At 70.0% G+C, this 9364-nt stretch carries 3 protein-coding genes, 1 tRNA gene and 1 rRNA gene; 4 read left to right on the forward strand and 1 reads right to left on the reverse strand.

What is annotated here, in order from left to right:
• Nucleotides 1-52 precede the first annotated feature (52 nt).
• The 3 genes from rrf to HN013_RS31730 all read left to right on the forward strand — a co-directional run bounded on the left by rrf (nt 53) and on the right by HN013_RS31730 (nt 1191).
• Nucleotides 53-169 (forward strand): 5S ribosomal RNA (gene rrf, locus HN013_RS31720).
• A 121-nt stretch (nt 170-290) separates the two neighbouring features.
• Complete coding sequence (locus HN013_RS31725) at nt 291-989, forward strand: DegT/DnrJ/EryC1/StrS family aminotransferase (protein ID WP_171172415.1); 699 nt, start codon at nt 291-293, stop codon at nt 987-989.
• 126 nt (nt 990-1115) lie between these two features.
• Nucleotides 1116-1191, forward strand: a tRNA-Thr gene (locus HN013_RS31730).
• A 78-nt stretch (nt 1192-1269) separates the two neighbouring features.
• Here the strand turns inward: HN013_RS31730 and HN013_RS31735 are convergent.
• Nucleotides 1270-3888 carry a SpoIIE family protein phosphatase gene (locus HN013_RS31735; protein ID WP_171172417.1) on the reverse strand — a complete coding sequence of 873 codons (2619 nt, stop codon included), beginning with the start codon at nt 3886-3888 and terminating at the stop codon, nt 1270-1272.
• 469 nt (nt 3889-4357) lie between these two features.
• On the opposite strand from HN013_RS31735, the gene HN013_RS31740 reads away from it, so the two are divergent.
• A partial coding sequence (locus HN013_RS31740) for a HAMP domain-containing protein (RefSeq protein WP_312018775.1) occupies nt 4358-9364 on the forward strand: 5007 nt, incomplete at its 3' end.

Consider the following 9364-nt stretch of genomic DNA (forward strand, 5'->3'; position numbering starts at 1 on the left):
CGAACAGCCGAAACCATGCAAGTGATGGTTGGTTGGGTTAATTTCATAGTGTTTCGGTGGTCATTGCGTTAGGGAAACGCCCGGTTACATTCCGAACCCGGAAGCTAAGCCTTTCAGCGCCGATGGTACTGCATGGGGGACCGTGTGGGAGAGTAGGACGCCGCCGAACAAATTGTGATGAAAAGCTCTGGTGTTTGAACCTCAGGTTCAGATGCCAGAGCTTTTCTGTTTCCGTAAGCAAGTGCCAAACGTCATGCCGGGTTAACGTTCCGCGTCCATCATGCTCAGCCATGGGGACAGAGGAACTCTTGACCGCCGCCGGCGTGGGCTTCGGCGACGAGGTCGTCGTGCCGTCGTACGCCACCACAGGAGCCGCCGCGGCCGTTCGCGCGGTCGGGGCCACACCCGTGTTCGCCGACATCGACGCGACCAGCTACTGCCTCGCCCCGGCCGCCGTCGCCGAAGCGATCACTGATCGCACAGCGGCCATCGTCCCCACCGATCTCTTCGGGTACCCGGCCGATCTGATCGCCCTTCAGGCGCTGGCCGGAGGCAGGCCGATGCCCGTCATTCCGCATGTCGAGCGGCAGGTGCCGGGGGACACGGCTGACGCGCTCCGTCGGCGCCGGGCGCACGCCTCGTACCTCGACGGCCGGCTCACCGGCGTCCTGACTCCCCGGACAGCACCGGGAGTTGACCACCGGTACCACTCCTACGTCGTTCGCGTCCCGGGCAACGGGCGGCCCGACCGGGACGCCTTCGCCCGTGCTCTGCGGTCGCGCGGTGTGCGGTGCTCCGTGCCCGTCCAGACGCCCGTGCACCGGATGCCCGGCTTTATGCGGGAGGTGTGGCTTCCCGAGACCGAGCGGGCCGCTCAGGAGTGCCTGGCCCTGCCGGTGGACGCTGACATGTCCCGGCGGGAACTGCACAAGGTGGTGGCAGCCTGTAATGCGCTGGGCGGGCTCCTGCCGTATGGGGCTGCCGCCTAGCCCTGAAGTCCTGGCCCTGGTCCGGGCCCTGGTCCTGGTTCTGGCCCTGGTCATGAGACCGGGCCGAGGACCGGACGGTTGGTCAAAAGCACGTACGAACATCCGGTATGCTTTATCTCGTTGCCGGCCCCAATAGCTCAGTCGGCAGAGCGTCTCCATGGTAAGGAGAAGGTCAACGGTTCGATTCCGTTTTGGGGCTCCATAGGAAAAGGCCCTCGCCATCAGGCGAGGGCCTTTTTTGTTCCCTTTTCGTTCTCGCGGCAGTCCGGCTGCCCCGGCCTCAGGCGTTCAGTCGCTCGGGCACCCGCATCGCCAGGATCGCCATGTCGTCGGACGGGGGCTCTGCCGCGAAGCGTTCCACGGCACGGAGGATGCGGGCGGAGACGGCACCCGCGGTGAGGCCCGTGCAGGTGGTGAGGACGTCGGCGAGGCCGTCGTCGCCGAGCATGCGGGAGCCCTCACGGCGCTCGGTGACGCCGTCGGTGACGCAGAGCAGGACGTCGCCGGGATCGAGGGTGACCGTCTGCTCGTACAGTTCGAGGTCGTCCATGACGCCCAGCAGCGGCTGCGGGTCGGCGGCGGCCTCCACCGTGCCGTCCTGGCGCAGGCGCAGCGGCAGCGGGTGTCCGGCGCAGACGACCTTGAGGAGGGCGCTGCCGTCCTCCTGGGGCCACAGCTCGCCGTAGAGGAGGGTGAGGAACCGGCTGCGGGCGCCTTCATCGAGGATGGCCGCGTTGAGCCGTTCCAGGACCGCGGGGCCTCCGAAGCCCTCGCGGGCCAGCAGGCGCAGGGCGTGCCGGGCGAGGCCGGTGACGGCCGCGGCCTCCGGGCCGGTGCCGCAGACGTCGCCGATGGCGAAGCCGTACGCGCCGTCCCGGATCGGGAAGAGGTCGTAGAAGTCGCCGCCGACCTCGTTGCCCTCGCCGGCGGCCCGGTAGATGACGTCGACCTCGACGCCCGGCACGTCCGGCAGCCCGGGCGGGAGCAGGCTGCGCTGGAGGCTCTGGCTGATGGCGGTTCGCTCGCTGTACAGGCGGGCGTTGTCGAGGGCGAGGGCGGCCCGGCGGGAGAGGTCCTCCGCGAGCTCCACGATCTCCTGGCGGAAGTGGTCGTCGGTCGGCTTGCCGAGGGTGAGCATGCCGATCACGCGGTTGCGGGCCACGAGGGGCAGGACGACCGTCTCGCCGCCGACCGCCGCCGCCGTGGTGAGGGAGACGCCGGGGGCGGACGGGGAGGCGGTGGTGTCGGCGAGGCCCACGCTGCGCAGGGAGGTGCGCAGGGCCTCCGCGTGCGCCGCCTGCGAGGGGGCCGTCCAGACGCGGGCGCCCGGGGTGGGGACGGGGTCCGGCGGGGCGACCTTGGTCAGCAGGGCCTTGAGGCCGTCGATGAGGTCCTCGTCCTCGTGGAGGACGTAGGAGAGCTCGGGTTCGGAGGACTGGTCGGCGATGGTGTAGACGGCGCACCAGGTCGCGAGGGTCGGGACGGTCATCTGGGCCATGAGGGCCAGCGTCTGGTCCCGGTCGAGAGTGCCGGCCAGCAGGTCGGACGCCTCGACGAGGAAGGAGAGCGAGCCGCGCCGCAGCCGTTCCAGCTCGCCGAGGCGGGCGGACTCGACGGCGAGGGCGATCCGGTCGGCCGCGAACTGGAGGCGCAGCGCCTCCTCGTTCCCGTACCGGTGGGGGGCCTCGGCGGCGACGCCGAGGGAGCCGGTGAGGCGGCCCTCGACCTTGAGGGGAACGGTGACGACCGAGCGCAGGCCGGTGTCGGTGAGCAGGGGTACCGCGCCGGGGACCGCGTTGAGGTCGTCGTGGACGGAGGGCAGCCGGGCGGAGCCGTAGCGGCCGGTGCCGGCCTCCACCGGGACGCGGGCGAAGCGCTGGCGGGCGGAGGGGAGCCCCGTGGAGGCCCGGACCTCCAGTTCGGTCTCGTCGTCGGTGGCGAGGAGGAGGTAGGCGGCGTCCCCGTCGAGCATGTCGCGGGCGCGCTCCACCGTGCGCTGGAGCAGGCCGTCCAGGTCGTCGGGGGCGGGGGAGCCGATGAAGACCTCGAAGGGGTCGGCGGAGGTGCCTCGGTCGGCGGACGCGTCGCTGCCGGAGGAGCGCGGCGGGCTCGCCAGGACGGCCCGCTCCTCGTCGCGGACGAGCAGGCAGACGGTCGAGGGCGCTCCCTCGTTGTCGCGGACGCGCAGGTGGGAGGCGTAGACGGGGATGACGCGGCCGTCGGCGCCCCTTATCCCGTACGACCCCTCCCAGCGGGACAGCCGCAGTGCCTCCGCGATGCCGGTGGAGGTGCCGGGGGTGTGCGGCCAGGCGGCGAGATCGGCGAGGGGTTTGCCGGAGACCTGGTCCGTCGTATAGCCGAAGAGGTGCGCGGCGTCGTCGTTCCAGGCGCTGATGCTGCCCGTGCCGTCGATCTGGACGACCGCGACGCGTACCCGGGGGTCGGCCAGCGGCAGGGCGTCGACGGGGAGGGCCGGGCCCGCCGAGCGGGTGCCGGCCGGGCGGTCGTCCAGGTCGAGGCGGAACCAGACCTTTTTGTGGGTGGCGCCGTACTCGACGCCCCAGCGGGCGGCGAGGGCCGTGCACAGCATCAGGCCCCGGCCGCCCTCGCGGTCGACGCTGCCGAACTGCCGGGTCGGCGTCTGGAGCGGAAGCTCACGTTCGGGGTAACGGTCGCTGACCTCGATACGGACGCCCGCGTCGGTGCGGACGCAGAGGACGTCGGCGGAGGTGCCGGCGTGGACGACGGCGTTGGTCACCAGCTCGCTGGTCAGGACCACGGCGTCGTCGATGATGTCGGGAAAACCCCAGCCCTGCAGGGTGTCCCGGACGAACGCCCGGGCAGCGGCAACCGAACGCCCGACCGGCTCGAAGGTGGCGGCTGCCCGCGCGGTGATCACAGCACTCCCCATTGGCCTCTCATCGCTCCCCCGAGTCCTGTGCCCGATTCCCATGACGTCGATTCGTCCGCCAGGCTAAACCGTCGGCAGGGGCGATGGGGAACGATGGGGGAACGACGGGGAACGCGACCGAAGAATCCGGGAGGGAATGCGGAAGCCATGACCGTACGCGCATTCCCCCCGGAATGGACGGGGAGAAGCGGGCTGCCGGGACCCGGGGAGCGACCGGGGGTGGGGGTGGTCTGCGGGGACGACTTGTGGGCAGGAGACCCGGTAAGTGCCGCTGGGATGTGCGGCTCCGCCGAAGCAACAGCTGCGATGGGATAGGTTTTCCTGTTCATCTTTAACGAGTTGTCCCGTCAGCTGGTTACGCTCTGACGGGCGGCAGCCCAGTGCGCTTGAGTGAAACACTGGGAAAGCTGCAAGCGAAAACCCCTACGAGGATCAGCGACCCTGCGGGAGGGCCACGGTGGAGTCTGGCGGAGCGACGCGGGGTACGAGCGCGCGCGCGAAGGGCGGACGGTCCCGGCCCCAGGGGACGACGGAGGTGGACAGCGCCGCGCTGCACCGGCTGCTGGGGGCGCTGGAGGCGATGCGGGACGGGAACTTCCGGCGCCGGCTGACGATCTCCGGTGACGGGGTGATGTCCGAGATCGCGGCCGTCTTCAACGAGGTCGCGGACCGGAACCTCCAGCTCACCGGCGAGCTGGCGCGGGTGCGGCGGGTCGTCGGGCGCGAGGGGAAGCTCACCGAGCGGCTGGAGGTCGGCTCCTGCGAGGGGGCGTGGGCCGCCGCGATCGACGCCTCCAACGCCCTGGTCGACGATCTGGTGCGGCCGGTGTCCGAGGTGGGCCGGGTGCTGTCGGCGGTGGCCGAGGGCGATCTGGACCAGCGGATGGACCTGCGGTCCCACGGTGCGGACGGTTCGGCGCACCCCCTGCGCGGTGAGTTCCTCAAGGTCGGCCGGACGGTCAACGGCCTGGTGGACCAGCTCTCCGCGTTCACCGACGAGGTGACGCGGGTGGCGAGCGAGGTCGGCACCGAGGGCAAGCTCGGCGGGCAGGCGCGGGTGCGCGGGATGTCGGGTTCGTGGAAGGACCTCACGGATTCCGTCAACACCATGGCGTCGCGGCTGACCGCCCAGGTGCGGGACATCGCGTTGGTGACGACGGCGGTGGCCAAGGGCGACCTGTCCCGGAAGGTCACGGTGCACGTGGCCGGGGAGATGCTGGAGCTGAAGAACACCGTCAACACGATGGTGGACCAGCTGTCGTCCTTCGCCTCGGAGGTCACGCGGGTGGCCCGGGAGGTCGGCACCGAGGGCGAACTCGGCGGCCAGGCCCAGGTGCCCGGGGTCGCGGGCGTCTGGAAGGACCTCACCGACTCGGTCAACCTGATGGCCGGGAACCTCACCGCCCAGGTGCGCGGCATCGCCCAGGTCACGACGGCGGTCGCCAACGGCGACCTGTCGCAGAAGGTCACGGTGAGCGCGCGGGGCGAGATCGCGCAGCTGGCCGAGACGATCAACCAGATGACGGAGACGCTGCGCACCTTCGCCGACGAGGTGACGCGGGTGGCCAGCGAGATCGGCGCCGAGGGGCTGCTGGGCGGTCAGGCGCAGGTGCCGGGGGCGGCGGGGACCTGGAAGGACCTCACGGACTCGGTCAACACGGCGTTCCGGAATCTCACCGGACAGGTGCGGGACATCGCCCAGGTGACGACGGCCGTCGCCAACGGCGACCTCGGTCAGAAGGTCACCGTCGACGTCTCCGGCGAGATGCTGGAGCTCAAGAACACCGTCAACTCGATGGTCGACCAGCTCCAGTCCTTCAGCGCCGAAGTGACCCGTGTGGCACGGGAGATCGGCGTGGAGGGCGAGCTCGGCGGTCAGGCGCAGGTGGCGGGCGCGGCGGGGACGTGGAAGGACCTCACGGACTCGGTCAACACGGCGTTCCGCAACCTCACCGGACAGGTCCGCAACATCGCCCAGGTGACCACCGCCGTCGCCAACGGCGACCTCGGCCAGAAGGTCACCGTCGAAGTGTCCGGCGAGATGCTTCAGTTGAAGAACACCGTCAACACGATGGTGGACCAGCTGTCGTCGTTCGCGGACCAGGTGACCCGGATGGCGCGCGACGTGGGCACCGAGGGGCGCCTCGGCGGGCAGGCCCGGGTGGACGGCGTCAGCGGCACCTGGAAGGAGCTGACCGACTCGGTCAACTTCATGGCGGGCAACCTCACCTCCCAGGTGCGGCAGATCGCCCAGGTGACCACGGCGGTGGCGCGCGGAGATCTGTCGCAGAAGATCGACGTCGATGCGCGCGGCGAGATCCTGGAGCTCAAGAACACCATCAACACCATGGTCGACCAGCTCTCGGCCTTCGCCGACCAGGTCACGCGCGTGGCCCGGGAGGTGGGCACGGAGGGCCGGCTCGGCGGGCAGGCGCAGGTGCCCGGAGTGGCGGGCGTCTGGCGCGATCTGACGGACTCCGTCAACGGTATGGCGGGCAATCTGACCGCGCAGGTCCGCAACATCGCCCAGGTCGCCACGGCGGTGGCTCGGGGTGATCTGTCGCAGAAGATCGACGTCGATGCGCGCGGCGAGATCCTGGAGCTGAAGAACACCCTCAACACGATGGTGGACCAGCTGTCCTCGTTCGCCGAGCAGGTCACGCGGGTGGCGAGGGAGGTCGGCACCGAGGGCATCCTGGGCGGCCAGGCCGAGGTGAAGGGTGTCTCGGGCACCTGGAAGGACCTGACCCAGTCCGTCAACTTCATGGCCAACAACCTGACGTCGCAGGTGCGCAACATCGCCGAGGTGACGACGGCGGTGGCCATGGGCGACCTCTCGAAGAAGATCACGGTCGACGCCAAGGGCGAGATCCTCGAACTGGTCACCACCGTCAACACCATGGTCGACCAGCTGTCGGACTTCGCCGAGCAGGTGACCCGGGTGGCCCGCGAGGTCGGTACGGAGGGTCAGCTGGGCGGTCAGGCGCGGGTCCGCGATGTGACCGGCATCTGGAAGGACCTCACCGACAACGTCAACCTGATGGCCAACAATCTGACCAGTCAGGTGCGCAATATCTCGCAGGTCGCGGGGGCGGTCGCCAACGGCGACCTCACCAAGAAGATCACGGTGGAGGCGCGCGGCGAGGTCGCGCAGCTCGCCGACACCGTCAACACCATGGTGACCACGCTGTCGTCGTTCGCCGACGAGGTCACGCGCGTGGCCCGGGAGGTGGGCACCGACGGCATCCTGGGCGGCCAGGCGCGGGTGCTGGGGGTCAGCGGCACCTGGAAGGACCTCACGGAGTCGGTGAACTCCATGGCCTCCAACCTGACGGGCCAGGTCCGCAACATCGCGATGGTCACCACGGCGATCGCCCAGGGCGATCTCACCAAGAAGATCGACATCGATGCGCGCGGGGAGATCCTCCAGCTCAAGACCACGATCAACACGATGGTCGACCAGCTGTCGTCGTTCGCCGACCAGGTGACCCGGGTGGCCCGCGAGGTGGGCACGGAGGGCCAGCTGGGCGGTCAGGCGCGGGTCCGCGACGTGGACGGCACCTGGCGCGACCTGACCGAGTCCGTCAACGAGATGGCGGGCAACCTGACCCGGCAGGTGCGGGCGATCGCCGAGGTCGCCACCGCCGTGACCCGCGGCGACCTCAACCTGCGCATCGACGTGGCCGCGGCCGGCGAGATCCTGGAGCTCCAGGACAACATCAACACGATGATCGCCAATCTGCGCGAGACCACGCTGGCCAACAACGAACAGGACTGGCTCAAGGGCAACCTGGCCCGTATCTCCGGCCTGATGCAGGGCCGCCGGGACCTGGAGGACGTCGCCCAGCTCATCATGAGCGAGCTGACACCCGTCGTCTCCGCGCAGCACGGCGCCTTCTTCCTGGCGATGCCGGCCGCCGAGGGCGAGAGCGGCGAGGACGCGTACGAGCTGCGGATGCTCGGGTCGTACGGGTACTCGATGGGCTCGATGCCCACCTCCTTCCGGCCCGGTGAGTCGCTGATCGGCACGGCGGCCAAGGAGAAGCGCACGATCCTGGTGGAGAACGTGCCCATGGGCTATCTGAAGATCGCCTCCGGGCTCGGGGAGGCGCCGCCCGCCCATGTGATCGTGCTGCCGGTGCTGTTCGAGGGCCAGGTGCTCGGCGTCATCGAGCTGGCCTCGTTCCAGAAGTTCTCCCAGATCCAGAAGGACTTCCTCAGCCAGATCGCCGAGATGATCGGCACCAGCGTCAACACCATCAGCGTCAACACCAAGACGGAGATGCTGCTCAAGCAGTCGCAGGAGCTGACCGAGCAGCTGCGGGAGCGGTCGGCGGAGCTGGAGAACCGGCAGAAGGCGCTGGAGATCTCCAACGCCGAGCTGGAGGAGAAGTCCGAGCGGCTGGCCCGGCAGAACCGGGACATCGAGGTCAAGAACACCGAGATCGAAGAGGCCCGGCAGGTGCTGGAGGAGCGCGCGGAACAGCTCGCTGTCTCGATGCGCTACAAGTCCGAGTTCCTGGCGAACATGTCGCACGAGCTGCGCACTCCGCTCAACTCGCTGCTCATCCTGGCCAAGTTGCTGGCGGACAACGCGGACGGCAACCTCTCCCCGAAGCAGGTCGAGTTCGCCGAGACCATCCACGGGGCGGGGTCCGACCTGCTCCAGCTGATCAACGACATCCTGGACCTGTCGAAGGTCGAGGCGGGCAAGATGGACGTCAGCCCGACCCGGATCGCCCTGGTGCAGCTCGTCGACTATGTGGAGGCCACCTTCCGGCCGCTGACGGCGGAGAAGGGGCTCGACTTCTCGGTCCGGGTCTCCCCGGAGCTCCCGGCCACGCTGCACACCGACGAGCAGCGGCTGCTCCAGGTGCTGCGCAACCTGCTGTCGAACGCGGTGAAGTTCACGGACACCGGAGCGGTCGAACTGGTCATCAGGCCGGCGGGCGCGGACGTGCCGGACTCGATCCGCGAACAGCTGCTGGAGGCCGGCGCGCTGCGGGACGCCGACGGCGAACTGATCGCCTTCTCCGTCACGGACACCGGCATCGGTATCGCGGCGAGCAAGATGCGGGTCATCTTCGAGGCGTTCAAGCAGGCCGACGGCACGACCAGCCGCAAGTACGGCGGTACGGGGCTCGGGCTGTCGATCAGCCGGGAGATCGCCCGGCTGCTGGGCGGTGAGATCCACGCGGCGAGCGAGCCCGGCCGGGGGTCCACCTTCACCCTCTACCTGCCGCTCAACGCCGCCGAGCCGGTGTCCGAGGGCTATCCGCAGCTGGGTGCCGGGGACGCCACCGAGCAGCGGGCCCTGCCGCCGGGCGGCGGTCCCGTCGAGGACGAGCACGGGGGCGAGGCGCCCGCGCGCGGTGCGGCCGGGCTCTTCCTGCGCCGCAGGAGGGCCGCCCAGGCGGCGGCCGGACAGGGGACGGCCGGCCCCGGGGCCGCGCCCGCCGGCGCC

It is taken from the genome of Streptomyces sp. I05A-00742, assembly GCF_013055795.1.
Taxonomy (GTDB): domain Bacteria; phylum Actinomycetota; class Actinomycetes; order Streptomycetales; family Streptomycetaceae; genus Streptomyces.